We start from the raw sequence: 25986 nt of genomic DNA, 5'->3' as shown, positions 1-25986 counted from the left end.
CGTTCCCCCCGCTCAAGCGAGGGGCAACGATAACAAGGCAACGCGGATTTGGGTATGCTAAGGCCCGCGTCGGGCGAGGATAACGCTCAATACACCCGCTTCTTGGGTTTGATGTACTCGACGTCGTCGGTGAGCGTGTATTCGTGGACCGGGCGGTAATCGATCCGCACGTTGCCGCCCTGCCCACCCCAGCCGGCGAACCAAGCGGCGGTGTGCTTCATCCAGTTGGCGTCGTCGCGGTCGGGGAAGTCTTCGTGCGCGTGGGCGCCGCGGCTTTCCTTGCGGTTCTCGGCACTCGCGATGGTGACACTCGCCTGAGCGATGAGATTATCGAGTTCGAGAGTCTCGACGAGATCGCTGTTCCAGATCAGCGAGCGGTCGGTGACCGAGATGTCTTCCATCGATTTGTAGACGCCGGCCATCGCGTCGACGCCTTCGCGCAGCAACTCGCTGTTGCGGAACACCGCAGCGTGGCGGGTCATCGTCTGCTGCATGCTCTTGCGGATCGCCGCTGTCGGCGTGCGGCCCTTGGCGTGGCGGAAGTGATCGAGCCGGCCGAGCGCCATGTCGGCACTGTCCTTGGGCAGTTCGTCGTGCGCGGTGCCCGGCTTGATCAGCTCCTTGAGCCGGTGCCCGGTTGCGCGGCCGAACACCACGAGGTCGATTAGCGAGTTCGAGCCGAGCCGGTTTGCGCCGTGGACCGAGACGCACGCCGCCTCGCCCACCGCGAAGAGGCCGGGGACCACCGTCTCCGGATTGCCGTCGGCGCCGATGGTCATCACCTCGCCGTGATAGTTACAAGGGATGCCGCCCATGTTGTAATGGACCGTCGGCGAGACCGGCAGCGGCTGGCGCGTCAGGTCGACGTTGGCGAAAATCTTGCCGCTCTCGGTGATGCCGGGCAGCCGCTCGGCAAGCACCTTGGGATCGATGTGATCGAGGTGGAGGTAGATGTGGTCCTTGTTCGGGCCCACGCCGCGCCCTTCGCGGATTTCCAGCGCCATCGAGCGGCTGACCACGTCTCGCGAGGCCAAGTCCTTCGCGCTCGGCGCGTAGCGTTCCATGAACCGCTCGCCTTCGGAATTGGTGAGGTAGCCGCCCTCGCCCCGCGCGCCTTCGGTGATCAGCACGCCCGCGCCGTATATGCCCGTAGGGTGGAACTGGACGAACTCCATGTCCTGCAGCGGCAACCCCGCGCGCAGTACCATGCCGCCGCCGTCCCCGGTGCAGGTGTGTGCGCTGGTGGCAGTGAAGTAGCAACGGCCGTATCCGCCGGTCGCCAAGACCACCGCCTTGGCGCGGAAGCGGTGGATTGAGCCATCGTCGAGGCACAGCGCGACCACGCCAACGCACGCGCCGTCCTTCAAGATCAGGTCGATCGCGAAGTATTCGATGAAGAAGTCGGCGTCGTACTTCAGGCTCTGCTGGTAGAGCGCGTGGAGCATCGCGTGCCCGGTGCGGTCGGCGGCGGCGGCGGTGCGCTGGACCGGCGGCCCCTCGCCCATGTTCTGCATGTGACCGCCGAAAGGGCGCTGGTAGATCGTGCCGTTCTCGTTGCGGCTGAACGGCACGCCGGCGTGCTCGAGCTCGTAGACCGCTTGCGGGGCCTCGCGCACCATGTACTCGATCGCGTCCTGGTCCCCCAGCCAGTCCGACCCTTTGACGGTGTCGTACATGTGCCAGGTCCAATGGTCGGGCGAGTTGTTGCCAAGGCTCGCGGCGATACCGCCCTGCGCGGCCACGGTGTGCGAGCGGGTCGGGAAGACCTTGGTGATGTTGGCGGTGCGCAGGCCGGCTTCGGCCGCGCCCATCGTCGCGCGCAGGCCCGATCCGCCCGCGCCCACTACGACCACGTCATACGTGTGATCGATGATGCTGTAGGCCGGCTGACGCGCGGCGCCGGTGTCGTTGGGCTGCGAGGCCATCAGGCGGCTCCGGTCGAAAGGGCGATGCGGACGAGGGCGTAGAGCGCGAAAAGGCCAGCGGCCCAGGTGGCGATGTCGAGCAGCAGCATGATCGCGATACGGTTGGAGCGGACGTGCGCGTAGTCCTCGATGAACACTCGTAATCCCAGCCGGTTGTGCCACAGGCTCGAAAGAACGAGCGCGGCAAGCGCCAATGCGGGAAGCGGCTGCGACGCCCAATCGAGCACGGTTGCATACCGCAGATCCGGCAGAAGGAAGATCGATACCAGCAGGAAGACGATCGGGATCAGAGCGAGCGCCCCGCTGATCCGTTCCTGCCACCAGTGATGCGCCCCGCTGTGCGCGCTACCGAGTCCGCGGACTCTACCCAGTTCGGTTCCGTTACCCATTTTTTCCCGTCTCTCAGCGCAGTAGCAATACGGCCCAGAACAGCGCAGTCAGCACCGGCGCCCCGATCAGAACCACATGCGACCAGAACTTGTTCGTGGTCAGTTCGTAACCGGCGCCCATGTCGAGCACGTAGTGGCGCAGTCCCGACAGGGTATGTTCGAACAGCGCCCAGGTGGTGACCACGAGCGCGGCCTTGCCGATCAAGTTGGCGACCCCCTGAACTGTATCGCCTTCAGCGCCCGACCAAATCCACTCTGTGAGGGTCGAATAAGCCTCCGGCCCGCCCGCCAGCGCGCCCAGCCACCACAGCAGCAGCGGCAATCCGACGAGCGCAAGGATCGTGCCCGACGCGCGGTGAAGGATCGAGACCGTCATGTGCGGTCCCCATCTCCATATCTGCAGATGCGGCGCGGTGGGGCGGTTGGCCATGGCAAGAACCCTGTTCACGGAATGCGCCTTCCCCTTAACGCGTTGGCCTGTCTGCGCAAGCGCTCGACACGCAACGCACATTGCGGGAAAGGGAACGCATGACCACCATCCTCCTCACCGGGGCCTCGCGCGGGATCGGCGCGGCCGCCAAGCAGGCATTGGAAGCGCGCGGTTGCCGGGTGATCGGGCATGCCACGCAGTCCGGCGCGGACCTCCTGGGGGCCGATTTCTCCGATCCGCTGGCTCCGCAAATGCTGTGGGAAGCTGCCTTGAACGAAGCCGGAGGGGCGATCGATGTTCTGGTCAACAACGCCGGGCTGTTCGCGGCCAACCCCGTCGACGCATCGGACATCGCCTGGCTCGACCGCTGGGAAGACACCTTACGCATCAACCTGACCAGCGCCGCGCAGCTGAGCAGGTTCGCGGTGCGGCATTGGCAGGTGCGCGGCAGGGGCGGGCGAATGGTTCACGTCGCCAGCCGCGCCGGACACCGCGGCGATTCGCCCGCGCATTGGCACTACGCAGCCGCCAAGGGCGGCATGCTGGCGCTGCACAAGACGATCGCCCGGCAATATGCGACCGACGGGATCTTGAGCTACGCGATCGCCCCCGGGTTTACCGATACCGACATGGCTGGCGACTACCTCGCCAGCCGCGGCGGACCCGATCTGTTGCGCGACATCCCGCTCGGGCGGGTCGCGACGCCGCAAGAAATCGCCACGATGATCGTATTCTGCGCGCTGGACGCACCGCCGAGCATGACCGGCGCTACTCTCGACGCTAACGGAGCCAGCTATGTCCGCTAGGTTCGCCGCTTCGGTAATGTCCGTATTGCTCTCTGGGTGCACCACCGCAGTCGCTCCCTCTCCCGCGCCGCTGGCGGACGCCCGCGCCGGCCAGAAAGCATGGGCAGCCGCGTGCGAGGACAACGACGAATGGGACAAGCCCGGCCCGCCGTTCCGCGTTTACGGCCGCACTTATTACGTCGGAACCTGCGGGATCAGCTCCTTGCTCGTAGTCGGACCGGACGGCCACACGCTGATCGATAGCGGGACCGACGAAGGCGCGAAGATCGTCCTCGCCAACATCCGCGAGCTTGGTTTCGACCCCAAGGACGTCAAGACGTTGCTGCTCAGCCACGAGCACTACGATCATGTCGGCGGCATGGCTCGTCTGCAGGTTGCCACGGGCGCGACGATCATCACGGCGGAAGCGGCGGCCAAGGTGCTCCGCACCGGTGTGCCCGACCCCGCCGACCCGCAGGCGAAGTCAGGCCATCCGGCCTTTCCTCCGGTTTCCGGGAAGATCGTCACGCTCGACGGCGCGAACCCGATCCTACTCGGCGATTGGACCTTCCGCCCCATCCGCACCCCCGGCCACACGCTGGGGGCCATGAGTTGGTCGTGGCAGGATTGCGAGGCGGCCGTTTGCCGCTCCATCGTTTACGTCGACAGCCTCAACCCCATCTCCTCGGACGGATACAGGTTCTCCGACCACCCGGAGCTAGTCGCAGGCTACCGGGCCGGCGTTGCCGAAGTGGCGGCCGCGCCGTGCGATATCGTCATCGCCCCCCACCCCGGCGCGGTGGCGCTGCGCGCTCGGCTGACCGGCGACAAACCGCTGATCGACCCAGGCGGCTGCAAGGCCTTCGCCGCCACCGCCACCGAGCGGATGGACAAGCGGCTGGCGAGCGAAGCGGCCGGTGGCTGACTGCTGGACGATCCGCGCCGACATTCCCCGCGAGATCGCCCGGGCCGCGCTACTGGCGCACGAGGAAGCCGAGGATTGGCCAGCGGACTGGGTACTCACCGGCATGGAGATCGCCGACGACCGGCCGGAAGAATGGTTCGTCGAGGCCTATCTTCCGCGCAACCCTACCGCAGCGGACAAGCGCCGGGTCGGCGCCTTGTTCGGGCCCCAACCGCCGCGGCTGGCGGTGGCGCGAGTTCCCCAGCAGGACTGGGTTACGCTGAGCCAGCGGGGTCTCGAGCCGATCATGGCGGGGCCCTTCCGCGTTCGCACCGCCGAGTTCCCGGTCGAGCCCGGCACGATCGATCTCGTTATACCGGCCAGCCAGGCCTTCGGCACCGGGCACCATGCGACGACCGAAGGCTGCCTCGCGATGCTCGCAGCAATGAAGGCGCGCGGGGTCCAGGTGCGTAATCTGGCGGATATCGGCACCGGCACGGGCCTTCTCGCATTCGCCGCCATGGCACTGTGGCCGCGGTCCCTGGCGACAGCGAGCGACATCGATCCCGTCTGCACCGGCGTGGTCGAGGACAATGCCAGGGCCAACGGCGTGCCCCTGGGAGCACGCCGGGGAGAGCTGACGATGGTGGTAGCCGACGGAATGAACGACCCTCTGCTGGAGGCGCGGGGTTTCTTCGACCTGCTGATTGCGAACATCCTCGCGGGGCCGCTGGTGGAACTGGCGCCGGACTTCGGGCGGGCTGTGGCGCCGGGAGGGAGCCTGTTGCTCGCCGGCCTGCTCGAGACCCAGGAGCGGGCCGTGCGCAGCGCCTGCCGACGTTCGGGTTTCCGGCTCGCGGCCCGGGTGGTCAACGGGGATTGGTCGATCCTGTGGCTTCGCAGACGCGCCGCGCGCTGAGGATTGCCGGGAGGGCCATCGCAGGGCTCGCGCTCGCGGTCGGCCTGTTCACGCTCAGCGCGTGGGTCGGTAGCTCGATCCCGCGCAACGCGGGATGGTCCGAGCCTGACCGAGGGGTGGCCATCATGGTGGAGACGAACGGCATACATACCGCGATCGTCATGCCGCTGGTGAGCGTACGCAAAGACTGGAGAGCCGACTTCCCTACCACCGATCTGGCCGCGCCAAACCGCGCGTACACCCACGTGTCAGTAAGTTGGGGCGAGCGCGAAGTGTTCCTCGACACACCGGCCTGGAGCGATCTGTCGCTCGCCAAGGCCTTTCGAGCGGGCACCGGCGGCGACGGGCTGCTGCACGTAGCCCACTACGTTCGTCCCGCGCCCAGCGCGACCGCGCGATACCTGCGGCTAAGACCGGCCGAGTACGACAGGCTGGTGCGCGCCATCGAGACACAAGTGCTCCCTCCCGACAGGCGCAGGACCTACCCCGGATATGACGACTACGACGTGTTCTATGCCGCGCCAGGACGGTACCACGCCGGCAATACCTGCAACCAGTGGACCAGCGATACCCTGGCGGGCGCGGGGGTGCGGACCGGATGGTGGACCCCGTTTGCGGGCGGAGTCATGAAGTGGGTACCTGGCTGAAGGACTAGCCGCTCCAGGCGTCGAGCGCGTCGCGATAGGCGTCCTCGGCGTCCCGGCGGCGGCGCTTGAGCGCGACCGTCTCGGTTCGATGCTCCGATACCAGCTCATCGATTTTCGCCTGCAGCTTGGCCTGCTGCGCCTCGAGCTTCTTTAGCTCGGCCGCATGTCGCCGCTCGGCGGATTCCAGAGCTACCTCGGCCTTGTCGAGCTGTGCACGGGATGGCGGCTTGGACTGCTTCGGGGCCGACTTCTCAGGCTTTTCTTCTGCGGCCCTCTTCTTCTTCGTTTTCGGGCCGAGCGCCTTGAGCTGATCCGCCAATCCTCCGCGCGAGAGCATGATGACCTCGCCCGGAGCCTTGAGGGGCGCCGCCGTCAGCTTCGGATCGGTCACCTGTTCGGCGATCCCGCGAGCAAACAGGTCGACGTCGGCGCCCCACGCCTCCAGCGCCGCCTTGCGGCTGGGCGCAGCGACATAGGCATCGTGAAAACCGGCAGCCGTGCGGAAGACCTTGAGTGCGCGTGGCATGCTGCATCAACCGTCGCGATGCCGACCGGTTTCCTTAGCCGGCGGCCTGTACAATCTCGGCCCAGGCCGCCTCGTCGATCACCTCGATGCCGAGCTCGGCCGCTTTCTTGAGCTTGCTGCCCGCGCCGGGCCCGGCGACGATGAGATCGGTCTTGGCACTGACTGAGCCGGCCGCCTTGGCACCAAGACGTTCTGCCTGAGCCTTGGCTTCGTCGCGGCTCATCGTCTCGAGTTTGCCGGTAAAGACTACCGTCTTGCCGCTCACCGCGCTGGCCGTCGTCTCGACTTCGAAGCGGGGAGGGGAAACCTCCCTTAGCAGATCGTCCCACACCGCTTGGTTGTGTTCTTCGTGGAAGAAGTCGCTGAGCGCCTCGACCACCACAGGTCCGACGCCCTCGATGGAAGTCAGCTCGGCGCGCGCCTCCAGATCGCCCGCTTGGGCCGCCTCTGCCGCGCTACGAAGCGCCGGCAGTTCATGAAACCGCTTCATCAGGTCCCGCGCCGTAACCGCGCCGACGTGCCGGATGCCTAGTCCGAACAGCAGCCTGGCGGCATCCGGGGCCCGCTTGGCATCGATCGCTGTCAACAGATTATCCACCGACTTGTCCTGCCATCCCTCGCGGCCGACCAATTCGCCCCGGTGGCGATGCAGGCGGAAGATATCGGCCGGCCCCTTGGTCAGCCAACCCAGTTCCATGAACTGAGCGATCGTCTTTTCGCCGAGCCCTTCGATATCGAGCGCCGGCCGGCTAGTGAAATGGCGCAGTCGTTCGAATTGCTGCGCGCGGCAGACGAGTCCGCCCGTGCAGCGAACGTCGACTTCGCCCTCTTCCGCCACCGCCTCGCTCCCGCAGACCGGGCAGTGATCGGGGAAATGGTAGGCCTCGCGCGGTGCATCGCGGGTGAGGTTGTCGACCACCTGCGGGATTACGTCACCCGCGCGCTGGATGATGATACGGTCCCCCTCCCGCAGGCCGAGCCGGGCGATCTCGTCGCGGTTGTGCAGCGTTACGTTGTAGACCGTCACGCCCCCCACCAACACTCCCGAAAGCCGGCCGACCGGAGTGAGCTTGCCGGTGCGACCGACCTGGATGTCGATCTTTTCGAGCGTAGTCTCAGCCTGCTCGGCGGGAAACTTATGCGCCAGGCCCCATCGCGGGGCCTTGCCGACCGAGCCGAGCCGGGCCTGAAGCGCGAGGTCGTCGACTTTGTAGACCACCCCATCGATATCGTAAGGAAGTCCCGCGCGACGCTCCCCGATGCCGCGATAGTGCCGCAGCATTTCCTCGAGGCTTTCGCACAAGACAAGATCGGGACTCACGGGCAGTCCCCACTCGGCCATCTGGCGCATCATCGCGAACTGCCCGGTCTGAGGAACCTCACTGGCCGCTCCCCAACCGTGAGCCCAGAACCGTAGCGGCCGCTTCGCCGTCACCGCGGGATCCTTCTGCCGCAGTGAACCGGCCGCAGCATTTCGCGGCGTGGCGAACAGCCTGGCACCGACCTCTTGCTGCGCTGCGTTGAGTGCGGCAAAGTCGTGCTTTGCCATGTAAATCTCGCCGCGCACCTCGAACACCGCCGGTACTTTTCCGCGCAGCATTTGGGGCACGTCGGGGACATGCGCGACGTTCGCCGTGACGTCCTCGCCGACTTCACCGTCGCCCCGTGTGGCCGCGCGCACGAGAATACCGCCCTCGTAAAGCAGCGAGCAGGACAGCCCGTCAATCTTGTCCTCGGCCGTGAATGAAAGCGGCGCATCGGCCGGCAGGCTCAGGAAGCGCCGAACCCGCGCGACGAAGTCCGTCACGTCCTCGTCGGAGAACGCGTTGTCGAGGCTCATCATGCGAACCTCATGCCGGACCTTCGACAAGGGCGAGGCGGCGATCTCATGACCTACCGCTGCCGACGGGGAGTCCGGACGGATCAAGTGAGGAAATTGGGCCTCGAGCTCTGCGTTGCGCCGAACCAGCGCGTCATACTCGGCGTCGGTGATCTCGGGCGCGTCATGCGCGTGGTAGAGCTGGTTATGGCGCGCGATCACCTTGGCAAGGCGCATCAGTTCGTTCGCCGCTTCGGCCTCCGTGGGCGCACCGGTCATTTGCGCAGCAGCTCCAGCAACTTTGGTTCGATGCTATCGTAGGCGGCCGCCCCCGGCGTAATCACGTCGAAATGCGTGGCATCAGCTTTAAGCGTGACTTCGACTTCGACACCCGCGTCACGCAGAGCCGCGAGTGCGGCCGCGTCCGGCGCGGGCAGCTTGGCTTGCACGAAGTGCAAGCGCCTGAGTTGCGCGGGGTGCCCGATAGGAGAAACGGCTGCGTACCGCTTCGGAACATCCGCCGCCGAGCCGCCCATGAATGGCGCCACGGCAGAAAACTGGCACAGAGCATCGAACGGTGCCTGGTCCCGAGACAGGTCGGCCGGACCATCGAAGACGATCGCGTCGGCCTCAAGCGTTCTCCAGCGCCTTCCGAGCGGCCCGTCGCGGTTCTGGTTGGTTGCCAGCCATTGCGCGGGCAGAGCGCCCGCCGAATGTCCCACCAGGGTCAGCCGCGAAAGGTCCAGCCGCGGATCGTCCTTGACGTCGTCGATCGCCTTCTCGACACCCGCCCAGTCTTCGAACGAGCCGGGCCAGCCGCCACCGTCCCCGACCTCGCGATAATCCACGTTGAGGGTAGCGATACCGAGCTGTTGCCAGCGCGTGGCGAGCGGCGCCATGTAGGTCTGGGTGGCGATCCCGGTCTTCCAGCATCCGCCGTGAAAGATCACCGCCAGCGGAAACGGACCTGCGCCTTGCGGCAAACGCAGTTCGGCAAATCCCCGGGGATGCTTGGCGTAGCGCACGATGCTAGCGGGCACCGACGGCGCGAGGAACCTGTCGGTGCCGTACATGGCGCCGGCCGTCGATCCGCTCGGTTCGGGGTCGGGCGTATCGCTCACCGCGCACCCCCCCAGCACAGCCATCGCCGCAGCCCCGATGAACACGCGCTCACGAATCCATCTCCTCATGCCACGTCCAGCACCGAAACGACGAGCTCGCGGCTGAACTCGAACCCCAGCGTGCGATAGAGCGCGATCGCGGCGTGATTGCTGCTCCAGCAGTGGAGGAAGGGCGTCTCCCCGCGCTCCACCATGTCGCGCAACACTCGCACCGTCAGGCGGCGAGCGAGTCCCTGCCCTCGAACGGAAGGGTCTGTGCAGACGCCGCTTACCTCGGCCAGCCCTCCCTCGCACCGCAGCCGCGTGCCGGCCATCGCGATCAGGCGGCCGCCGTTGCGAACTCCGTAGTAGCCGCCGTACCGGTGAGTGCCCGATTCCCACGGGCCAGGCTCTGTCGCCCTCGCCAGCGCGAACATTTCGTCCGCGTCAGCGTCACTGAGAGCGACGATGCCCTCGTCGACGTCGGCATCGAGGATCGGTTGGAGCGCGATCATCTGGGTCAACGGCGCGGTGCGCATCAGCGTCAATCCAGGCGGGGCGGCGACGGCACCGCGTTCGAGCAACCAGCTTTGCCGGCGGGTCGAGCGGGTCAGCCTGCCCAAATCCTCGCTTGCCTCAGTCCCCATTTCAGTCGCTGCGAAGTAGCCGATATCGGGATCGATCCGCAGGGCATCTCCCAGCCGCGTCGCGAGCGCGGCCTGCGGCCCGGTCAGCGCGCTCCACACCGGGCGTTCGAGCGGGTCGCTCACGCCTGTTCCAGCAGGCGGTCGGCCTGCGCTCGCGCTTCGGGGGTGACTTCGGCCCCGGAGAGCATCCGGGCAATTTCCTCCTGCCGGGCGGAAGCATCCAGCAGGGTTACCGAGGTTCGCGTGACGGTGCCCTTGCTCGTCTTGTGGATCACGTAGTGCGTGCGCCCACGCGCGGCGACCTGCGGCGAATGGGTAACCACGAGGACCTGCCCACCCTCCGCCAGGCGCGCGAGCCGCTCGCCGATGGCGCTCGCCACCGCGCCCCCGACGCCGCGATCGATCTCGTCGAAGATCATCGTCGCCGCCCCGCCGCGCTCCGCCAGGGCGACCTTCAAGGCAAGGATGAATCGCGACAGTTCGCCGCCGCTGGCGATCTTGTTGAGCGGAGCGAAGTCGGCCCCGGGATTGGTCGCGATGAGGAACTCGACCGCGTCGATCCCGTGCGGGCCCCAACGCTCTTCGGGCAACTCGGCTACCGATGTGCGGAACCGCGCCGCGTCGAGCTTGAGCGGCGCAAGCTCGCCAGCGACCACCGCGTCGAGCCGCGCGGCCGCTTGCGTGCGCAAGTTATGGAGCGTCCGCGCGCATTCGCGGTACCGTTCGCCCGCCGCCTTGGCCGCAAGCGCCAACGCATCGAGTTCGGCCTCGCCACCTTCGATCGCGTCCAACGCGCCGCGAAACTCGCGCATCCGATCAGGCAGTTCATCGACCTCGCAACGATGCTTGCGCGCGATCGCGCGGAGATCGAACAGGCGCGTCTCGGCGCGCTCCAGTTCCATGGGATCGTGGATCAACGCCTCGGCGGCCTGCGAAAGCTTGTCCTCCGCCTCGCCCGCTTCGATTACCGCTCGGTCGAGCGCCGAAAGGGCCTCAACCAACAGCGGATGCTCGGCCGCGATACGATCGAGACGGCGCGCCGCAACCCGCAGCGCAGCCAAAGGAGAGTCCGAGCCCTCCCAAAGGTGGCGCAGTTCCTCGAGGTCGGCCGAAAGCCGTTCGCCTCTCTGCATCGAGGCGCGGGTCTCGGCGAGGCGCGCTTCTTCTCCCGCCTGGGGTTCTAACGCGGCCAGTTCGGCAAGATGCGCGAGCAGCAAATCCTGATCGGCCTGAGCGGTTTCGACCTTGTCGCGCGCGGCGGTCAAGCTGGCTTCTGCGGCTCGCCACTCCGCCCACGCTCGGGCGACCCCATCGGCCTCGCCTCCGGCAAAGCGGTCCAGAAGTGCGCGATGGCCGCGCGCGTTCACGAGCCCTCGGTCGTCATGCTGTCCATGCAATTCGACCAGCAGCGGCGCAAGTTCGCGCAGGAGCGCGACACCCACTGGCTGATCGTTGACGAACGCCTTGCTGCCCCCATCGGCCCGTAGAGTTCGCTTGAGGATCACCGGTTCGCCCGGCTCTATGTCGATGTCGGCGTCGGCGAATGCGTCTCGTAACGCGGCCGGAAGCGCCGCGAACTCGAACGAGGCTGAAACGCTTGCCCGCTCCTCGCCGGCGCGGACGAGGCCGCTCTCGGCGCGGTTACCCAGTACAAGCCCCAGCGCATCGAGCAGGATCGATTTGCCCGCGCCCGTTTCGCCGGTGAGCACGCCCAATCCGCTCCGAAAATCGAGATCGAGCGCTTCTATCAGCACGATGTTGCGGATGGAGAGGCGCGTCAGCATGGCTCGCCCCCGTCTCTAGGATCAAGCGCGGAGGCTGTCGAGAAACTCACGTGGGGATAAGGGCGGCGCGCCGAGGAAGCCCTGGTAAAGCGAGCAGCCTTCGGCTGCCGCGATCGCGCGCTGCGCCTCGGTCTCGATGCCTTCCGCCACGACGGAAAGGCGAAGCGCCCGTGCCAGTGCGACAATGGCGCGCAGCACCTCACGGTCGCGTGGGTCACTCTCGATCCCTTCGATCATCGTCCGGTCGAGCTTGAGCATGTCCAGCGGGAGCACCTTGAGGTAGCGGAAATTGCAGAAACCGCCCCCGAAGTCGTCGAGCGCGACGCTCATCCCGCGGGCCTTCAGCGTCGCCAATGCGGCCCCTGCCTGTTCGAGGTCGCCAAGCAAGACCTGCTCGGTGATCTCAAGTGTTAGGTTGGCGGGATCGAATCCGCTGGCTTCAACCAGGTCGGCGAACTCCCCGGCAAATCCGGCCGCGGCAAGATCCGCCGGTGTGACGTTGAGCGAGAGGCGGGTGCCGACGGGCCACTCGCAGGCGGCCGCGAGTGCCGTCTCAGCGATGTGGCGCGAAAGGTGCGCCACGTGGTCGGCCCGCTGAGCAATGGCAAAGAGCGCGCCGGCACCTATCAGCCCAATCCGCGGATGGCGCCAGCGGGCAAGCGCTTCCGCGCCGACGATGCGCCCGCTTGCCAGGTCGAACTGCGGCTGGAACGCGACCTCAATCTCGCGCCGATCGAGAGCCGCCAGCAGGTCCGCCTCTAGTTCGGCGGCGCGAATGCCCGCTGGCGCCTGCAGGCGATCGGCCCACAGAACACGCGAGCCCGGCTTGTCGTGCGCCTGGCCTAGCGTGGTAGCCAGCCGATCGAGCACGTGCGGAGCGGATTCGCCGGGGAGGACGCGAAGCAACGCAACGCGCGGCCAGAGCCGCACGGTCCCCGATCCGTCCAGCGCCGCGATCGGTGAGGCTAGCGCGTCAGCGACGGCCTCACCCAGCCACTGCCAGCGTTCGCGGCTCACCGGCTGGCGTGCCAGCAAGGCGAACTTGCCGCCGCCAAGCCGGGTCGCCAGCCATTCGCCTTCGCCCAGCTCGTCCGCCGCGAAGTGCAGCAGCCGGCGGGCGACCTCGACGAGCGCGCCATCTCCCGCGACCTCCCCGTAAGCTAAGTTGACGGCGTCGAACCGTCCGAGACCGACTAGCAGGGCGTGCACCGGCGCAGCCTCGCCGGAGCTAAGGCCGCGCTCACGCCAAATGCCGAGCACGTCGTGGAAGGCCGCGGCATCGGCTAGTCCGGTGAGCACGTCGCGCCGATGCGTCATTGATTGCGGGCTACTTGCCATCTTGCTGGGGTCTAGCGGGAATTCGTCAACGCGGTCCTATCGTCGTTCATCGCGTTGCCAAATGGGACGGTGGCAACTAGCGTCATGACCAGGTGAATTCGGGAGAGGTCGCAGGTGGGCGAGCAGATCGACATCAAGCGCCTTGCCTTGCTCGCCTCGCGCACCGAGCGCGCTCAGGAAGCCGCCGCCGAGCTCCGTGAGCATTTCGACTTCGTGTCGCTCGACCGGGCCCAGGCCGCAATCGTGCTGGGCGGCGACGGCTTCATGCTCCACACGCTTCATCGGATGCTCGACAAGAAACGCGTGATACCCGCTTACGGAATGAATTGCGGCACGGTGGGCTTCCTGATGAACCGCTATCGCAGCCCGGCGAAGCTCGGAGACCGCCTGAACAAGGCACGGCGATTCGATATCGCACCCTTGCGCATGGAGGCCATCGGCCAGAAGGGCGAACGCAACGTCGCTTGCGCGATCAACGAGGTCTCCTTGCTGCGCGAGACCCGCCAGACCGCCAAGATCGAGGTGATCCTCAACAACAAGACCCGCCTCAAGGAACTGGTTTGCGACGGGGTATTGGTGGCAACGCCTGCGGGTTCGACCGCGTACAATCTGTCCGCCAATGGGCCCATCCTGCCGCTTGATTCGCAACTTCTCGCGCTGACCCCGATCAGCCCATTTCGGCCGCGCCGCTGGTCGGGCGCGGTCCTGCCCGAGCGAAGCCGCATCAGCTTTCGGGTCAACGAGCCCGACAAACGACCCGTCTCGGTTGTCGCCGACCAGAAGGAATTCCGCGACGTCGCCGAGGTCCACCTCGAGATCGCGCGCGAAAACCAGCTTACCTTGCTGTTCGATCCCGGCCACGCGCTCGACGAACGGATCGTCGCGGAACAGTTCGCCGTTTGACCCCAAGCGGGGGGTTGCCAATCACCGGGGCCACCCATATAGGCGCGCTCCTGCCGATCCGGCTGCTCCCCGATAGCTCAGCGGTAGAGTAGGTGACTGTTAATCACTTGGTCGTTGGTTCGAATCCAACTCGGGGAGCCACGGCAGTCTCTTGAAACATTCGCTGAAGATTGCGTTGGTTTCAGCGCCTGCTGGCGACGTTCAAGCGCCTTGTGCTTGCATCCGAGAATAACGAAAAGGGTCGCTCGCAGGGCGATCTTCCATCGTGTTGGTGACGCGATGATGCGACTGAAGCGAGGAAGACATGAAGGGCTATAATGAACCTAGTTTCCAGGACCGTGCGGCAGCGTCTGCGCGATCGCGAGCGAGCGCGCTCGAGAAGTTGAAGGCCGCACCGAAGCTGAGCGAGGAGGAACTCGCCGAGCGCGCGGCTCGCAGCGCCGAGCGAGAGGCGAAGGCGGAGGCTAAACGCGCAGCGGCACGCGCGGCGCGAGAAGAGGCCGACCGCCTCCAGGCCGAGAGACGTGCCGAAGCGCAGGCGGAGAAGGCGAAGTCAGCAGCTCCGGCGCGCTCGGAGGCGGAAATGAAGGCCGCCCGCGACGCTCGCTATGCGGCGCGCAAAAATCGCAAGTGAGCTCCATGCCGAACCGCTTGGCAGACTTCGACGTTGCGAAGTTCCTGTGCGAGCATTGGCAAAAGAAACCGCTGCTGATCAGGAATCCGTGGACCCGTTGGAGCAATCCGCTGGGTCCTGACGAACTCGCAGGTCTCGCTTGCGAGGAATACGTCGAATCCCGCCTGGTCAGTCAACAGAGGCGCAAGTGGAAACTTGATCCGGGTCCGTTCTCGGAAGAGCGCTTCAGGCAGGCGCCCCGCGACCCGTGGACCCTGCTCGTTCAATCGGTAGACCATCATGTTCCGTCGGTCGCGGCCTTGCTCGACCAGTTCCGCTTCGTCCCGAACTGGCGGGTGGACGACGTGATGGTCAGCTACGCCGTCGATGGAGGCGGAGTGGGCCCGCATTTCGACCACTACGACGTGTTCCTGGTCCAGGGCCTGGGGCGCCGGCAATGGCAGCTTGGCGGCTTGTGCGACGACAGCACCGAATTGCTGCCGCACGACGACTTGCGGCTGCTCGCGAATTTCCAGGCCGCGGAGGACTGGATCCTCGACCCCGGCGATATCTTGTACGTCCCGCCCGGTTTCGCTCACCGCGGTGTCGCGGTCGGCGACGATTGCATGACCTACTCGATCGGGTTTCGCGCGCCGTCACGGGAAGAGCTGATCAGCTGTTGGACGGAGAACCTGCTCGACGAATTGGACGACGACGACCGCTACACCGACCCTGATCTGGAACAGCAGGGCAATCCCGGGGAAATCTCGGCTTCCGCCATCGCTCGCCTGCACGCAATGGTCACCGATCGGCTGCTGGACAGGCAATCATTCGCGCGCTGGTTCGGCACGTACAGTACGCGGCCCAAAGGCAGTGACGTCGAATGGGAGCCCGAGGAACAACTGTCGGCAAGCGATGCCCGCGCTCGGATCGAGGCGGGGGATGCGATGATCCGCAACCCGGCCTGCCGTTATTCCTTTATCCGCGAAGGTTCGGCGTCCGTGTCGCTATTCGTCGACGGGCGGCGCTTCCCATGTAGCGGAAGTGCCGCGGAGTTCGCCGAGAAGGTCTGCGCCAATGCCCGCCTGGCCAGCTACGGTGATCTTCCCGCAAGCGCCTTGGCACTGGTTATCGAACTGGTGAACCACGGAAGTCTTGCTTTCGAACGCGAAGACTAAGGGCCAACTCCCCCCGGATTTCCCATCAGTAGGCGACTTCGACCCATTGTCCCGGCGCAATCCCTGCCAAGCTCCACTCTCCGACAGCCCATCGCACCAACCGCAACGTCGGGTGACCGACTGCGGCTGTCATCCGGCGCACTTGTCGGTTGCGGCCCTGGCGGATGGTCATCCTGAGCCAGCTGTCCGGTATCGACTTGCGGGTCCGTATGGGGGGATTGCGTGGCCAGAGATCGGGTTCCTCGATGCGCTCGACAATTGCCGGTGCCGTCACGCCATCCTTGAGCAGCACACCTTCCCTGAGGCCTTTCAGCGCCGGCTCTTCGGGCACGCCCTCCACCTGCACCAGATAGGTCTTGGCCATCTTGAAGCGCGGGTCGGCGATGCGGGCCTGCAGGCGCCCGTCATCGCACAGCAGGAGCAGCCCTTCACTATCACGATCCAATCGGCCTGCCGGGTAGACGCCCTTCACGTCGATGAAATCGGACAGCGTGGCGCGCTCGGTCGGAGAGCCCCGGTCGGTGAACTGGGACAAGACGTCGAACGGCTTGTTGAACAGGATCAGGCGCGCCATGCCGCGATCTCTTTCGCCTCGGGCGGCGACCAGGGCGCTGCGCGCATCATGATCGCCTCGAACAGCGGCGAGCCGACATATGCCGCGAGCCAAGCCTGCAGATGCGGTGCTGTCTGCTCCGCGAACCACTGGGGATCGACCGCCGCGAATTGGCGCACGAACGGCGCGATGGCCGCGTCGGCCAAGCCGCGCTGCGGCCCGCAGAGATGTTTCGACGCAGCGAGCCGCCCGTCGAGCATAACCACGAAGGCCAGCCCCAGCGCGCGATGTTTCTCGGGGCTCGACCCGTACCGCTCGGGATACTTGTAGCGATCGAGGGCGTACTTGAACTCTCCGTCGTTCAACGCAATCAGTTCCGCCCCCTCGCGATCCAGCCACCCCTCGGGGTCATTGCGGGACAGCGCCCAGCGCATGATGTCGAGGCTCTCGTCGATCACCGTCCCATTCGCCGAAACAAGCACAGGGACCGTGCCCTTGGGAGACGCGGCCAGCATCGCGGCCGGCTTCCGTGCGAGATGGACCTCGCGCAATTCGTAAGTGGTCTCGCTTATCGCGAGAGCCAGCCGCGCCCGCATGGCGAAAGGGCAACGGCGAAAGCTATAGAGGACCGATTCAGTCTCCATCCGGAACCGCATCTTCAAACACGGCACCCACGTGCGCGCGGCCCTGCTCCTTCGCACGCTCTTCCTGTCGGTGCCTCTCGCGGTACGACGCGCGTTGCGCCTCGTCGCGTTGGTGATAGCAGCGCGGGCAACTGGCTCCCGGCTCGTACAGAGGCGACTGCCGGTCGGCGGCGGAGATCGGTTGGCGACACGCAAAGCAGAGGCCGTACGTGCCGTCAGCCAAGCCTTGACCCACGGACACACGCTGATCGAAAACGAAGCACTCGCCTTGCCAGCGGCTCAGCGGTGCGGGGATCGTTTCCAGATAGGCGAGGATGCCGCCTTTCAGGTGATAGACGTTCTCGACCCCTTCGCGCTTGAGATAGGCGGTTGCCTTCTCGCAGCGAATTCCACCGGTGCAGTACATCGCGATTTTCGGCTGCTTCCCGGAGCCGAGCAGCCTGTCGCGCTCCCGCTCGAACCATGCGGGGAAATCGCGAAATGTCGCTGTCTGCGGATCGACCGCGCCTGCAAACGAACCGATGACCACTTCGTAATCGTTGCGGGTGTCGATAACGACCGTGCCGGGTTCTTCGATCAGCGCGTTCCAGTCGGCTGGTTCGACATACGTGCCGGCCCCCTCCACCGGATCAATGCCCGGCTGCCCCAGTGTGACGATCTCGCGCTTTATGCGGACCTTCATGCGGTGGAACGGCATGGTGGCAGCGACCGAGTATTTGACCTCGAGGTTCGAACAGTCCGGCAGCGACCGGATATGCGCAAGGACGTTGGAGATGCCCTCTTCAGAGCCCGCTATCGTGCCGTTGATGCCCTCCGACGCGAGCAGCAATGTCCCCTTGATCCCATGACGCCGGCAGGCCTCCTGAAGCGACCGCCGCAGTTGCTCGCAATCCGTCAGGCGCACGAAGCGGTACAGCGCAGCCACCTGTATCGATTTTGTGGGTTCGGCGTTCGTCATCGTCGTCCAGGTTTGAGAAGAGCTGCGGAGTTAGGCATTCAGCGCTGCTTCTTCGCGGTGCTCGCCGTAAAATCGGGGTCCTTATTGGCGATCCAGTCGACGAACTTGCGGACGTGTGGGTTTGCCAGCAGCGCCTCGACATCGTCGCCATGGCGCTGCAACTCGGAATTGGTGAAATTGGCTATCAAGGTCTGCTGGCAAATGGGATGCATCGGCACGACATCGCGGCCTCCTCTGCTCTTCGGCACAGGGTGATGCCAGACGATCGACTTCGCGGTCGTGCGGCCGCACAGCCAGCAAACGGGAGCCACCTCAGGCGGCACGCCCCCATCGGGCTCGTCGTCCCGGAAACCGTGCCGTGAGTACTTACGAGCCATAAAAGAGGCCTCAATCCTTTTCGCTAAGCGCCCAGAAGCAAGCGCGCGCCGACATAGATAGTCAACGCGGCCGTGAGCCATCGAATTGCGCGCTGCGGCAAGAATTTCACCGCAAGCAAGCTGCCGATCTGCCCGCCGATCACGACAGCAATGAGCAGCGGCAATCCAAAAGCGACGGCCGCGCCGAGCAGATCGGGCCCGTTCTTGAGCAACTGCCCGGCCATGCCGAACGCCGAATTCACGAGGATGAACAGCGCGGCAGTGGCGGCGATCTCGCGTGCGCCGTTCCAGCGGGCCAGGTGCAGGAACGGTGCGAGGAAAATCCCGCCGCCGATGCCCACGAGTCCGGCGAGATAGCCGATCGGAGCGGCAAGAAGCGGCATCCACCGCGAGGCCCGAGTCGGCGGGCCGGTCGAGGTAGCAGGGGCCGGTATCAGCAACGTGAGCCCGGTCAGGACAAGGCTCGCACCGAGAATAGCGAGAAACGTCGCTTCGCGAATGGGCGTGAGGCCACCCAGAAAGGCCGCGGGCGCTGCAATCCCGGTCAGCATCAGCGCGCCGCGCCACGGAATCAGCTCGGCGCGGGCAAAACGGATGGTGCTGCCACTCACGACGACGATGTTGCAGGCCAACGACATCACTGGCAGCAGGCGGAAGTCGACTCCGGCGAGCGCCAGCAGCGCGCTGTATGTCGATCCGCCACCGAAGCCGACTGATGCATAGAGCAGCGCGGTCAGCGCGAAGGCGGCGGCGAGCCAGAACATCGCCCCCGCCTACCGGCAACCGGCGCGTTATGCTACCGCGGGCTCGGGAGAGGGCCTATGCTGATCAGCGACATCGAACTGGGTCCGGAACTTGTGCGCGCAAACCGCCGCGATGCGCGCCAGGTCGGCGAGATCACCGGAGACGCATTTCACGACGATCCCTTCAACCGCTGGATGCTCGGCACGCCTGCCGGCATAACCGGGGTCTTTCGGGCGATGGCGCGGTATGTCTACGTCCCGCGCGGATACAGCTACCGCCTCGGCGAGGAGGGGGCAGCGATGTGGATGCTCCCGGGCGGCGACGGAACGCCGCCGTGGCAGGCGACCCCCGCCTTCCTGTGGGCGATCTACGGTCGCTCGAGCCGCGGCGCGGGCAAGCGGGTGGACCACGCGGTCGCCGCGATGCAGGCGGCCCACCCCACGTTCGAGCATGCCTATCTCTTCACGATCGGCGTCCGCCGCCGGGCTCAGGGCAAGGGTCTCGGCCGCAAGCTGATCGCGCCGGTGCTCGCAGCCTGCGACCGTTTGGGTCTGCCAGCCTACCTCGAAAATTCTAACCCGGCCAACCGCGGCTTCTATGGCGCGAATGGCTTTGAGCGCGTGGGGATGATCGAAGCCGAGCCCGGCGCGCCGCCGCTCGAAGCGATGCTCCGGCAGCCGCGGGTCTGATCGTTCAGCCGGGCACCCGGGCGCCGACCGCGCCGTGGCAGTGCTTGTACTTGTTGCCCGAGCCGCAAGGGCAAGGCGCGTTCCGGCTGATCTCCTCGTCCGCCCAGGGATTATCGGCCACGCCGCCCGGCCCGGCTGCCGCCATCGGCGAGGCCGCGAGCGAGCCGAACAGTGCCTCGCGCACCCGCGAACCGTCGCCGTCGTTAGAATCCTCGAAGCCGCTGAGCGGATCGATGTGTCCGGTAAGGAAGTCGGGCAGGTCCGGGAGCGACAGCGGGGCCTGCGACAGATTGAACTGGAACTGCGCCTTCATGAGGATGCTCGTCACGTCCTCGCGGAGCGTGTCGAGCATGCGCTCGAACAGCACGAACGCCTCGCGCTTGTACTCGTTGATCGGCTGCTTCTGCGCGTAGGCGCGCAGGAAGATCACCTGGCGCAGCGCGTCGAGCGTGGCGAGGTGCTCCTTCCAGTGGTTATCCAGCCGCTCGAGCAGGATTTGCTTCTCGAGCCGCTTCCACATCTCAGGCTCGGTCTCGGCAATCTTGCGCTCCATGACCTCGTCGGTCATCGCCGAGAGACGTTCCTCGAGCATTTCCGGCTCGACCGCCTCTTCGCTCATCCACTCGTCGAGCGGCGGCTCGAGCCCGAGGATGTCGCGCACGCGCTCTTTCAGGCCCTCGACGTCCCATTGCTCGGGATAGGATCCCGGCGGGCAGGCTTCGCCGACCAGCGTGTTCACGGTGTCGCGGCGCATGTCGATAACGACGTCGTCGACCGCCTCGCTGTCCATGATCTCCGCGCGCTGCTCGTAGATCACCTTGCGCTGGTCATTCATCACGTCGTCGTATTCGACGACCTGCTTGCGGATATCGTAGTTGCGCGCCTCGACTTTCTTCTGCGCGGTCTCAATGGCCTTCGACAGCCACTTGCTGCCGATCGCCTCACCGTCGGCGAGGTTCGAATTCATCATCCGGCTGAACAGCGTGTCGGGCCCGAAGATGCGCAAGAGGTCGTCCTCGAGGCAGAGGTAGAAGCGGCTGAGCCCCGGGTCGCCCTGGCGGCCGGCGCGGCCGCGTAGCTGGTTGTCGATGCGCCGGCTCTCGTGGCGCTCGGTGGCGAGCACGAACAATCCGCCCGCTTCGATCACCTTCGCCCGTTCGGCGGCCACCTCGTCGCCGATCGCCTGCACCGCGGCATCGCGCTCGGGCCCCTCGGGCATGCCCTTGAGCTCGTCCTCGATGCGGAAGTCGACGTTACCGCCGAGCTGGATGTCGGTCCCGCGGCCCGCCATGTTGGTGGCGATGGTGACCGCACCCAGCCGGCCGGCCTGGGCGACGATATGGGCTTCCATTTCGTGGAAGCGCGCGTTGAGCACCGAGTGCTTGACGCCCTCCTTGTCGAGATACTCGCTCAGCAGTTCGGACTTCTCGATCGAGACGGTGCCGACCAGCACCGGCTGGCCGATGGCGCTCTTCTCGGCGATCGCCTTGGCGATCGCCTGAAACTTGTCGGTGGTGTTCTTGTAGAACTCGTCTTCCTCATCGATCCGCTGGACCGGCACGTTTGTCGGGATCTCGACGACGTTCATCTTGTAGATGTCCCAGAACTCGGCCGCTTCGGTAGCGGCGGTGCCGGTCATGCCTGAAAGCTTGGGATACATGCGGAAGTAGTTCTGGAACGTGATCGAGGCCATCGTCTGGTTCTCGGGCTCGATTTTGACACCCTCCTTGGCCTCGACGGCCTGGTGCAGGCCATTCGACCAGCGGCGCCCGTCCATCATGCGACCGGTGAACTCGTCGATGATGACGATCTTGCCGTCCTTGACGATGTAATCGGTATCGCGCTTGAACATCCTGTTCGCGCGCAGCGCCTGGTCGAGATGGTGGACGACCTGGGTGTTCTCGACGTCGTAGAGATTTGGTCCGACCAGCAACCCCGTCTCCGCCAGCAGCGCCTCGATCTTCTCGGCGCCCTCTTCGGTCCACGTGATGTTCTTCGATTTCTCGTCCGCTTCGTAGAAGCTCTCGTCGATGCCCTTCACGATCGCGTCGATCTGGACGTAGAGCTCGCTCTTGTCGTCGGTGGGGCCGGAGATGATCAGCGGCGTGCGCGCCTCGTCGATCAGAATCGAGTCCACCTCGTCGACGATTGCGAAGTTGAAGGGGCGCTGCACCATCTGACCGCGCTCATGTTTCATGTTGTCGCGAAGATAGTCGAAGCCGAACTCGTTGTTCGTGCCGTAGATCACGTCGCTGAAATAGGCTTCGCGGCGCTCGAACTCGTTCAGGTTGGGGACGATCACCCCGACCGTAAGACCGAGGAACTTGTGGATGCGGCCCATCCAATCGGCGTCGCGGCGGGCAAGGTAGTCGTTTACGGTGACAACGTGGACGCCCTTGCCCTCGATCGCATTTAGGTAGGTCGCGAGCGTCGCCACGAGCGTCTTGCCCTCGCCCGTACGCATTTCCGCGATCTCGCCACGGTGAAGCACGATGCCGCCGACCATCTGCACGTCGAAGTGCCGCATGCCGAGCACACGGACCGAGGTCTCGCGCACGGTGGCGAAGGCTTCGGGCAGGATATCGTCGAGCGTCTTGCCGCTTTCCAGCTGCGAGCGGAACTTGGCGGTCTGCGCTGCCAGTTCCTCGTCGGTCAGCGCCTTTATCTGGGGCTCGAGCGCCTCGATCTGGCGGACGATCTTGTCGAGTGACTTGACGTATCGGTCGTTGGAAGACCCGAACATAGCCTTGGCGATGGATTTAATCATGGAGAGTGGCCCTATCCGCATCAGAATGCGGCTGGAGGATAATTGGGCCGCGCCGCCGGAGCATCAGGCCCGGGCGGCGGCAGCGCGTCGGTATTGGAAAAGCGCGGCTATTCGCGCGCGCGATCGGGCCCGAGTTGGATAGTCGGAATTACGATCACGACCGGCTTACGCGGCCGGCAAGGTTCCTTCGTCGCCCTGTTGCGCAACTCGGCGCGCGGAGGAACTATCTCACAAGCCGTCGAAGTGGACTGAGCCTGCGTCTGCGAGCCTTCTACGACCGACTGGCTCATCACCGCCATCATCCGCGCCTGCGCGGGCGAGCCCACGGTGGCCAGCCCGGTGATAAGCGCGAAACAAGCGAGAATGCGACGCAACATGGTGCGGCTCAGATAGACCTTGCCCAGCATTCCGTCCATCCCCTTGGCGAAATTGCGTCGATTGCGTGGGTGATTTGCAGAAGCGAAGTGAACGAAGCTTGAATGCTGCGGCGGTTATTTCGGCAAGTTGCAGGCGAGCGATGCCGCGCTTATGCGCCATGCCATGGATATCCAACGTTCGCCGCTTGCGGTTCCGTTTCCGCAGGTGTCTCGAATCGCCGGAGCATCGCCGCGGGTGGCCAGGGCAGGCTACAAGAACTGGGGCCGGTGCGACCTGACGTTCGTCGAACTCGCCGAGGGGACCGCCGTCGCCGGGGTGTTCACGCGCAACGTATGCTGTTCGAGCGAAGTCGAACTCGGACGCGAGCAAGTGCGACTCGGCAAGGCGCGTGCGCTGGTCGTCAATGCCGGCAACTCGAACGCGTTCACCGGTTATCGCGGCCGCGAAGCGGTCGAGGCAATCATGGCGCAAGTGGCCGGCCATCTCGGTTGCGAGCCGAGTGAGGTCTTCGTCTCATCGACCGGCGTGATCGGCGTGCCGCTACCCCAGGACAAAGCGCGAGCCGGGCTCGAGGCGGTGTTTGCTGCTCCTGAGTGTTCGTGGGAGGAATCGGCTGCAACTATCGGTACTACCGATACCTTTAACAAGGGAGCCGTCGCGACGGCCATGCTGGGCGCGACTAAGGTGACGCTTGTCGGGATCGTCAAAGGTAGCGGCATGATCGCCCCGGATATGGCGACGATGCTGGGCTATGTGTTCACCGACGCAGCGGTCGAGCCGGGCTTCTTGCAGACTATTCTCGCCGCCGCGAGCGATGCCACCTTCAATTGCATCACCGTCGACAGCGACACGTCCACCAGCGACACCGTCCTCGCCTTTGCCACCGGCCAGGCAGGCAACACCCCCCTCGCCTCGTTCGAAGATCCCGGAGCGGACGCCTTCGCGGCCGCACTCCACGACGTTTGCCGTCAGCTCGCTCACCTCGTCGTCCGCGACGGCGAAGGCGCGCAGAAGTTCATCGAGATCGCAGTAACTGGCGCTGTCAGCGACGAGAGCGCGCGCCGGATCGGCCTCGCCGTGGCTAACTCTCCGCTGGTGAAGACCGCGGTCGCGGGCGAGGACGCCAACTGGGGCCGCGTCGTCATGGCGGTCGGGAAGGCCGGCGAGCCCGCCGACCGCGACAAGCTGTCGATCGGCTTCGGCGGCACCTGGACCGCGCGCGACGGCCAGCCGCTGGCCGAATTCGACGAGAACCCGGTGGCGAGGCATTTGAAAGAGCGCGAAATCGCTATCGCGGTCGACCTGGGCCTCGGCGAGGGGCGTGCGACGGTGTGGACCTGCGATCTCACCCACGGATACATCTCGATCAACGCGGATTATCGATCCTGAGATGATCGACGAGGATTGGACTGGCGGATGCCTCTGCGGCGCGGTGCGGTATCGCCTGGCGAGCGCACCGTTCGATCCGGGCTGGTGTCACTGCCGGACTTGCCAGCTCAATTCGGGCAGCCCGGCGATGGCCTTCGCGAGCGTGCCGGTCGACGATTACCACATCGAGCAAGGCGCGGAGTGGGTCGGAACCGTGAAGTCGAGCGATTTCGGGCACCGCAAGTTCTGCCGCGAATGCGGCACGCCGCTCGCCATGCAGGTCGACCACCAGCCTGAAACGATCGACTTCTCGATCGCGACGCTCGATCGGCCCGGGGATGTGGTGCCCGCCTTTCACATCTTCTACGGCAGTCGGATCACATGGGCCGAGGCCTGTGACGGCTCTCCGCGCCACGACGGCTTCCGCCCGGATACGCGCGGGCTATGAGCGAGGCGCTTACCGTCGGAGTCCACGCGTTGATGCGCGACGCGACCAAGCGGGCGATCCTGCCGCGCTGGCGACAGCTTTCGACCGACCAGATCGTGAGCAAGGGGATCAGCGGCACGCTGCCCGACGTGGTGACGGTCGCGGATCACGAGGCTGAGGCAATTCTGTCGGAAGGGCTCGCCGGCCTGCTCCCGGAAGCCTTCGTGGTCGGGGAAGAGGCCGCGCATGCCGATCCCTCGGTGCTCGACCGCCTGGGGCGCGATTTGTGCTGGATCGTCGACCCGCTGGACGGGACCAACAACTTCGCCGCCGGCAAACCGCCGTTCGGCATCCTGGTTGCGCTTGCCGAAGGCGGCGAGACGATCGCAGGATGGATCTTCGACTGTCTCAGCGGCCGGTTCTGCCACGCGCATCTCGGCGGCGGCGCCTTTGTCGACGGAAAGTCCGTCACCGCACGCGAAACCGGGGCGTGCCCTCCCCTCGCCGCCAACTCGCTGATCTACATGCAACCCGCGCGGCGTGAGGCGGTGCGCGCGGCTATCGAGCCGCAATATGCCCTTGTCGACATCCCGCGCTGCGCCGCCGAACAGTATCCACGACTAGTGCTCGGGGTGAACGACGTCGCGATCTTCGAGCGCACGCTGCCGTGGGACCATGCCGCCGGCACGCTGTTCGTCAACGAGGCGGGCGGCAAGGTGGCCCGGCCCGACGGTCGCCCATACCGGGTCGACGAGCACGCGTTGCCCGGCATGCTCGGCGCCGCGAGCGAGCGGTTATGGGATCAGCTGGCGGCGATCTTGCCGGCGCGCAGCGACTAAAGCTCGCTTTCGAGCCAGCTCTTGAGCGCCATCTTGGGCGCCGCGCCGAGCTTCTGCGCCACCGGCTTGCCGTCCTTGAACAAAACCATCAGCGGGATCGACTGCACGCCGATCTGGCCCGGAACGCCAGTGTTCTCCATGATGTCCATCTTGGCGATGGTGACCTTGTCGGCTAGCTCGTCGGAGATTTCCTCGAGCGCCGGGCCGATCATCTTGCACGGTCCGCACCACTCGGCCCAGAAATCCACGAGCACCGGCTTGGCGGAATCCAGCACGTCGGACTGGAAGCTGGCGTCGGTGACGGCGATGGTCGCCATGGGTATTCTCCTTGTCGT

General features: G+C 65.7%; 28 protein-coding genes and 1 tRNA gene. 12 read left to right on the top strand and 17 right to left on the bottom strand.

Annotated features, from left to right (window positions below; translation table 11 throughout):
• Nucleotides 1-86: 86 nt before the first annotated feature.
• Genes sdhA through sdhC form a run of 3 tightly spaced genes read right to left on the bottom strand, consistent with a single transcriptional unit; the run spans nt 87 to nt 2744 of the window.
• Nucleotides 87-1925: a succinate dehydrogenase flavoprotein subunit gene (gene sdhA / locus ACWPM1_RS07140; protein ID WP_455694147.1), complete on the bottom strand. Its 1839-nt coding sequence runs from the start codon at nt 1923-1925 to the stop codon at nt 87-89.
• Nucleotides 1925-2314, bottom strand: a complete 390-nt coding sequence (sdhD, locus tag ACWPM1_RS07135; RefSeq protein ID WP_455694146.1) for a succinate dehydrogenase, hydrophobic membrane anchor protein — start codon at nt 2312-2314, stop codon at nt 1925-1927. Before sdhD ends, sdhA begins: the two co-directional genes overlap by 1 nt.
• A 13-nt stretch (nt 2315-2327) precedes the next feature.
• Nucleotides 2328-2744 (bottom strand): succinate dehydrogenase, cytochrome b556 subunit, encoded by a 417-nt coding sequence (gene sdhC, locus ACWPM1_RS07130; RefSeq protein WP_455695136.1) that lies wholly within the window; start codon nt 2742-2744, stop codon nt 2328-2330.
• A gap of 98 nt (nt 2745-2842) precedes the next feature.
• On the opposite strand from sdhC, the gene ACWPM1_RS07125 reads away from it, so the two are divergent.
• The 4 genes from ACWPM1_RS07125 to ACWPM1_RS07110 are packed head-to-tail and all read left to right on the top strand — an operon-like array spanning nt 2843 to nt 5999.
• Complete coding sequence (locus ACWPM1_RS07125; RefSeq protein ID WP_455694145.1) at nt 2843-3550, top strand: SDR family NAD(P)-dependent oxidoreductase; 708 nt, start codon at nt 2843-2845, stop codon at nt 3548-3550.
• Entirely contained in the window at nt 3540-4454 is a 915-nt protein-coding gene (bla, locus tag ACWPM1_RS07120; protein ID WP_455694144.1) for a subclass B3 metallo-beta-lactamase, read from the top strand. The genes ACWPM1_RS07125 and bla overlap by 11 nt, the downstream gene beginning before the upstream one ends.
• Nucleotides 4447-5352, top strand: a complete 906-nt coding sequence (locus ACWPM1_RS07115) for a 50S ribosomal protein L11 methyltransferase (protein ID WP_455694143.1) — start codon at nt 4447-4449, stop codon at nt 5350-5352. The genes bla and ACWPM1_RS07115 overlap by 8 nt, the downstream gene beginning before the upstream one ends.
• A complete protein-coding gene (locus ACWPM1_RS07110) occupies nt 5325-5999 on the top strand; it encodes a DUF2459 domain-containing protein (RefSeq protein WP_455694142.1) in 675 nt (224 codons plus the stop codon). The genes ACWPM1_RS07115 and ACWPM1_RS07110 overlap by 28 nt, the downstream gene beginning before the upstream one ends.
• Nucleotides 6000-6003: 4 nt before the next feature.
• On the opposite strand, the gene ACWPM1_RS07105 is transcribed toward ACWPM1_RS07110, so the two are convergent.
• The 6 genes from ACWPM1_RS07105 to ACWPM1_RS07080 all read right to left on the bottom strand — a co-directional run bounded on the left by ACWPM1_RS07105 (nt 6004) and on the right by ACWPM1_RS07080 (nt 13192).
• Nucleotides 6004-6525 (bottom strand): hypothetical protein, encoded by a 522-nt coding sequence (locus ACWPM1_RS07105; protein WP_455694141.1) that lies wholly within the window; start codon nt 6523-6525, stop codon nt 6004-6006.
• A 34-nt stretch (nt 6526-6559) separates the two neighbouring features.
• Nucleotides 6560-8623 (bottom strand): NAD-dependent DNA ligase LigA, encoded by a 2064-nt coding sequence (ligA, locus tag ACWPM1_RS07100; protein WP_455694140.1) that lies wholly within the window; start codon nt 8621-8623, stop codon nt 6560-6562.
• Nucleotides 8620-9417, bottom strand: a complete 798-nt coding sequence (locus ACWPM1_RS07095) for an alpha/beta hydrolase family protein (protein ID WP_455694139.1) — start codon at nt 9415-9417, stop codon at nt 8620-8622. Before ACWPM1_RS07095 ends, ligA begins: the two co-directional genes overlap by 4 nt.
• Before the next feature lie 113 nt (nt 9418-9530).
• A complete protein-coding gene (locus ACWPM1_RS07090; protein WP_455694138.1) occupies nt 9531-10214 on the bottom strand; it encodes a GNAT family N-acetyltransferase in 684 nt (227 codons plus the stop codon).
• Nucleotides 10211-11875, bottom strand: a complete 1665-nt coding sequence (gene recN, locus ACWPM1_RS07085; RefSeq protein WP_455694137.1) for a DNA repair protein RecN — start codon at nt 11873-11875, stop codon at nt 10211-10213. Before recN ends, ACWPM1_RS07090 begins: the two co-directional genes overlap by 4 nt.
• 21 nt (nt 11876-11896) lie before the next feature.
• Nucleotides 11897-13192 carry an EAL domain-containing protein gene (locus ACWPM1_RS07080; RefSeq protein ID WP_455694135.1) on the bottom strand — a complete coding sequence of 432 codons (1296 nt, stop codon included), beginning with the start codon at nt 13190-13192 and terminating at the stop codon, nt 11897-11899.
• A 135-nt stretch (nt 13193-13327) separates the two neighbouring features.
• Here ACWPM1_RS07080 and ACWPM1_RS07075 point away from each other — a divergent pair, with 135 nt between their 5' ends.
• The 4 genes from ACWPM1_RS07075 (at nt 13328) to ACWPM1_RS07060 (ending at nt 15907) form a co-directional block, all read left to right on the top strand.
• On the top strand, nt 13328-14116 hold the full coding sequence (locus ACWPM1_RS07075; protein WP_455694134.1) for an NAD kinase: 789 nt from the start codon (nt 13328-13330) through the stop codon (nt 14114-14116).
• 66 nt (nt 14117-14182) lie between these two features.
• A tRNA-Asn gene (locus tag ACWPM1_RS07070) sits at nt 14183-14257 on the top strand.
• Between the two features lie 163 nt (nt 14258-14420).
• Nucleotides 14421-14750: a DUF6481 family protein gene (locus ACWPM1_RS07065; protein WP_455694133.1), complete on the top strand. Its 330-nt coding sequence runs from the start codon at nt 14421-14423 to the stop codon at nt 14748-14750.
• Nucleotides 14751-14755: 5 nt separating this feature from the next.
• Nucleotides 14756-15907 (top strand): cupin domain-containing protein, encoded by a 1152-nt coding sequence (locus ACWPM1_RS07060; RefSeq protein WP_455694132.1) that lies wholly within the window; start codon nt 14756-14758, stop codon nt 15905-15907.
• Between the two features lie 25 nt (nt 15908-15932).
• On the opposite strand, the gene ACWPM1_RS07055 is transcribed toward ACWPM1_RS07060, so the two are convergent.
• Genes ACWPM1_RS07055 through ACWPM1_RS07035 form a run of 5 tightly spaced genes read right to left on the bottom strand, consistent with a single transcriptional unit; the run spans nt 15933 to nt 19203 of the window.
• Nucleotides 15933-16481, bottom strand: coding sequence for a pseudouridine synthase (locus ACWPM1_RS07055; RefSeq protein ID WP_455694131.1), 549 nt, complete (start codon nt 16479-16481; stop codon nt 15933-15935).
• On the bottom strand, nt 16469-17104 hold the full coding sequence (locus tag ACWPM1_RS07050) for a glutathione S-transferase (RefSeq protein ID WP_455694130.1): 636 nt from the start codon (nt 17102-17104) through the stop codon (nt 16469-16471). The genes ACWPM1_RS07055 and ACWPM1_RS07050 overlap by 13 nt, the downstream gene beginning before the upstream one ends.
• Nucleotides 17094-18062, bottom strand: coding sequence for an oxygen-dependent tRNA uridine(34) hydroxylase TrhO (trhO, locus tag ACWPM1_RS07045; RefSeq protein ID WP_455694129.1), 969 nt, complete (start codon nt 18060-18062; stop codon nt 17094-17096). Before trhO ends, ACWPM1_RS07050 begins: the two co-directional genes overlap by 11 nt.
• A 38-nt stretch (nt 18063-18100) precedes the next feature.
• Nucleotides 18101-18439, bottom strand: a complete 339-nt coding sequence (locus ACWPM1_RS07040) for a hypothetical protein (RefSeq protein WP_455694128.1) — start codon at nt 18437-18439, stop codon at nt 18101-18103.
• Between the two features lie 23 nt (nt 18440-18462).
• A complete protein-coding gene (locus tag ACWPM1_RS07035; protein ID WP_455694127.1) occupies nt 18463-19203 on the bottom strand; it encodes a sulfite exporter TauE/SafE family protein in 741 nt (246 codons plus the stop codon).
• A 57-nt stretch (nt 19204-19260) separates the two neighbouring features.
• Here ACWPM1_RS07035 and ACWPM1_RS07030 point away from each other — a divergent pair, with 57 nt between their 5' ends.
• Entirely contained in the window at nt 19261-19872 is a 612-nt protein-coding gene (locus ACWPM1_RS07030; RefSeq protein WP_455694126.1) for a GNAT family N-acetyltransferase, read from the top strand.
• A 4-nt stretch (nt 19873-19876) separates the two neighbouring features.
• On the opposite strand, the gene secA is transcribed toward ACWPM1_RS07030, so the two are convergent.
• The gene (gene secA, locus ACWPM1_RS07025; RefSeq protein WP_455694125.1) at nt 19877-22639 is read right to left on the bottom strand and encodes a preprotein translocase subunit SecA; all 2763 of its coding nucleotides are present in this window, start codon (nt 22637-22639) and stop codon (nt 19877-19879) included.
• Nucleotides 22640-22746: 107 nt separating this feature from the next.
• Nucleotides 22747-23055, bottom strand: a complete 309-nt coding sequence (locus tag ACWPM1_RS07020; protein WP_455694124.1) for a hypothetical protein — start codon at nt 23053-23055, stop codon at nt 22747-22749.
• Between the two features lie 124 nt (nt 23056-23179).
• Here ACWPM1_RS07020 and argJ point away from each other — a divergent pair, with 124 nt between their 5' ends.
• From argJ to ACWPM1_RS07005, 3 genes are read left to right on the top strand one after another with little or no spacing between them, the layout of a single operon-like run.
• Nucleotides 23180-24406 (top strand): bifunctional glutamate N-acetyltransferase/amino-acid acetyltransferase ArgJ, encoded by a 1227-nt coding sequence (argJ, locus tag ACWPM1_RS07015; protein WP_455694123.1) that lies wholly within the window; start codon nt 23180-23182, stop codon nt 24404-24406.
• Nucleotide 24407: 1 nt separating this feature from the next.
• The gene (locus tag ACWPM1_RS07010) at nt 24408-24833 is read left to right on the top strand and encodes a GFA family protein (RefSeq protein ID WP_455694122.1); all 426 of its coding nucleotides are present in this window, start codon (nt 24408-24410) and stop codon (nt 24831-24833) included.
• Entirely contained in the window at nt 24830-25651 is an 822-nt protein-coding gene (locus tag ACWPM1_RS07005; protein WP_455694121.1) for an inositol monophosphatase family protein, read from the top strand. Before ACWPM1_RS07010 ends, ACWPM1_RS07005 begins: the two co-directional genes overlap by 4 nt.
• Here the strand turns inward: ACWPM1_RS07005 and trxA are convergent.
• A complete protein-coding gene (gene trxA / locus ACWPM1_RS07000) occupies nt 25648-25968 on the bottom strand; it encodes a thioredoxin (RefSeq protein WP_455694120.1) in 321 nt (106 codons plus the stop codon). The two genes, ACWPM1_RS07005 and trxA, sit on opposite strands and share 4 nt — an antisense overlap.
• Between the last annotated feature and the right edge of the window lie 18 nt (nt 25969-25986).

The sequence above is a fragment of the Tsuneonella sp. HG249 genome, assembly GCF_053819205.1.
Note: the sequence above shows the minus strand (reverse complement) of the source record. Positions and strands in the feature narration are given on the sequence as shown.

What these genes read in the sequence shown, in the direction of transcription:
- sdhA (WP_455694147.1), bottom strand. Translation starts at nt 1,925, where the DNA reads ATGGCCTCGCAGCCCAACGACACCGGCGCCGCGCGTCAGCCGGCCTAC.
- sdhD (WP_455694146.1), bottom strand. Translation starts at nt 2,314, where the DNA reads ATGGGTAACGGAACCGAACTGGGTAGAGTCCGCGGACTCGGTAGCGCG.
- sdhC (WP_455695136.1), bottom strand. Translation starts at nt 2,744, where the DNA reads ATGGCCAACCGCCCCACCGCGCCGCATCTGCAGATATGGAGATGGGGA.
- ACWPM1_RS07125 (WP_455694145.1), top strand. Translation starts at nt 2,843, where the DNA reads ATGACCACCATCCTCCTCACCGGGGCCTCGCGCGGGATCGGCGCGGCC.
- bla (WP_455694144.1), top strand. Translation starts at nt 3,540, where the DNA reads ATGTCCGCTAGGTTCGCCGCTTCGGTAATGTCCGTATTGCTCTCTGGG.
- ACWPM1_RS07105 (WP_455694141.1), bottom strand. Translation starts at nt 6,525, where the DNA reads ATGCCACGCGCACTCAAGGTCTTCCGCACGGCTGCCGGTTTTCACGAT.
- ligA (WP_455694140.1), bottom strand. Translation starts at nt 8,623, where the DNA reads ATGACCGGTGCGCCCACGGAGGCCGAAGCGGCGAACGAACTGATGCGC.
- ACWPM1_RS07095 (WP_455694139.1), bottom strand. Translation starts at nt 9,417, where the DNA reads ATGTACGGCACCGACAGGTTCCTCGCGCCGTCGGTGCCCGCTAGCATC.
- recN (WP_455694137.1), bottom strand. Translation starts at nt 11,875, where the DNA reads ATGCTGACGCGCCTCTCCATCCGCAACATCGTGCTGATAGAAGCGCTC.
- ACWPM1_RS07080 (WP_455694135.1), bottom strand. Translation starts at nt 13,192, where the DNA reads ATGACGCATCGGCGCGACGTGCTCACCGGACTAGCCGATGCCGCGGCC.
- ACWPM1_RS07065 (WP_455694133.1), top strand. Translation starts at nt 14,421, where the DNA reads ATGAAGGGCTATAATGAACCTAGTTTCCAGGACCGTGCGGCAGCGTCT.
- ACWPM1_RS07060 (WP_455694132.1), top strand. Translation starts at nt 14,756, where the DNA reads ATGCCGAACCGCTTGGCAGACTTCGACGTTGCGAAGTTCCTGTGCGAG.
- ACWPM1_RS07055 (WP_455694131.1), bottom strand. Translation starts at nt 16,481, where the DNA reads ATGGCGCGCCTGATCCTGTTCAACAAGCCGTTCGACGTCTTGTCCCAG.
- ACWPM1_RS07050 (WP_455694130.1), bottom strand. Translation starts at nt 17,104, where the DNA reads ATGGAGACTGAATCGGTCCTCTATAGCTTTCGCCGTTGCCCTTTCGCC.
- trhO (WP_455694129.1), bottom strand. Translation starts at nt 18,062, where the DNA reads ATGACGAACGCCGAACCCACAAAATCGATACAGGTGGCTGCGCTGTAC.
- ACWPM1_RS07040 (WP_455694128.1), bottom strand. Translation starts at nt 18,439, where the DNA reads ATGGCTCGTAAGTACTCACGGCACGGTTTCCGGGACGACGAGCCCGAT.
- ACWPM1_RS07035 (WP_455694127.1), bottom strand. Translation starts at nt 19,203, where the DNA reads ATGTTCTGGCTCGCCGCCGCCTTCGCGCTGACCGCGCTGCTCTATGCA.
- ACWPM1_RS07030 (WP_455694126.1), top strand. Translation starts at nt 19,261, where the DNA reads ATGCTGATCAGCGACATCGAACTGGGTCCGGAACTTGTGCGCGCAAAC.
- secA (WP_455694125.1), bottom strand. Translation starts at nt 22,639, where the DNA reads ATGATTAAATCCATCGCCAAGGCTATGTTCGGGTCTTCCAACGACCGA.
- ACWPM1_RS07020 (WP_455694124.1), bottom strand. Translation starts at nt 23,055, where the DNA reads ATGGACGGAATGCTGGGCAAGGTCTATCTGAGCCGCACCATGTTGCGT.
- argJ (WP_455694123.1), top strand. Translation starts at nt 23,180, where the DNA reads ATGGATATCCAACGTTCGCCGCTTGCGGTTCCGTTTCCGCAGGTGTCT.
- ACWPM1_RS07010 (WP_455694122.1), top strand. Translation starts at nt 24,408, where the DNA reads ATGATCGACGAGGATTGGACTGGCGGATGCCTCTGCGGCGCGGTGCGG.
- ACWPM1_RS07005 (WP_455694121.1), top strand. Translation starts at nt 24,830, where the DNA reads ATGAGCGAGGCGCTTACCGTCGGAGTCCACGCGTTGATGCGCGACGCG.
- trxA (WP_455694120.1), bottom strand. Translation starts at nt 25,968, where the DNA reads ATGGCGACCATCGCCGTCACCGACGCCAGCTTCCAGTCCGACGTGCTG.